The 451-nt window shown below is 59.6% G+C and carries 4 tRNA genes (2 of these 4 only partly in view); all 4 read right to left on the reverse strand.

Going from position 1 to position 451, the window contains the following annotated elements:
- A tRNA-Asp gene (locus EYW47_RS12740) sits at positions 1-17 on the reverse strand (it extends 68 nt beyond the left edge of the window).
- Positions 18-102: 85 nt separating this feature from the next.
- Positions 103-178, reverse strand: a tRNA-Glu gene (locus EYW47_RS12745).
- A 56-nt stretch (positions 179-234) separates the two neighbouring features.
- Positions 235-311 (reverse strand) — tRNA-Asp (locus EYW47_RS12750).
- A gap of 82 nt (positions 312-393) precedes the next feature.
- A tRNA-Glu gene (locus EYW47_RS41345) sits at positions 394-451 on the reverse strand; it runs 112 nt beyond the window's last position.

A 451-nucleotide genomic window follows, 5' to 3' on the forward strand; every position in this document is an offset into this window, starting at 1 on the left:
GACTGAACTACCGCTCCAGTCCTGCTTTACTGCTACACCTGCGGGCGTCGGTTAGATCCCGCTGGCGGCGTCGCCCTACTGCTTTTGGCGCCGCATTTTATTTGGCGTCCCCTAGGGGATTCGAACCCCTGTACTCACCGTGAAAGGGTGATGTCCTAGGCCTCTAGACGAAGGGGACAACACAGGCTTGCGCCTTGAACTACATTCCACCCGATACCCTGGGCAGATCGAGTCTGGCGGAGCGGACGGGACTCGAACCCGCGACCCCCGGCGTGACAGGCCGGTATTCTAACCAACTGAACTACCGCTCCAGTGCTGCTTTGCTACACCGGCGGTCCGTTAGATCCCGCTGGCGGCGTCGCCGTACATGCTTGATGGCGCCGCATTTTATTTTGGCGTCCCCTAGGGGATTCGAACCCCTGTACTCACCGTGAAAGGGTGATGTCCTAGG

Source organism: Paraburkholderia silviterrae, assembly GCF_004353915.1.
GTDB classification, from domain to species: domain Bacteria; phylum Pseudomonadota; class Gammaproteobacteria; order Burkholderiales; family Burkholderiaceae; genus Paraburkholderia; species Paraburkholderia silviterrae.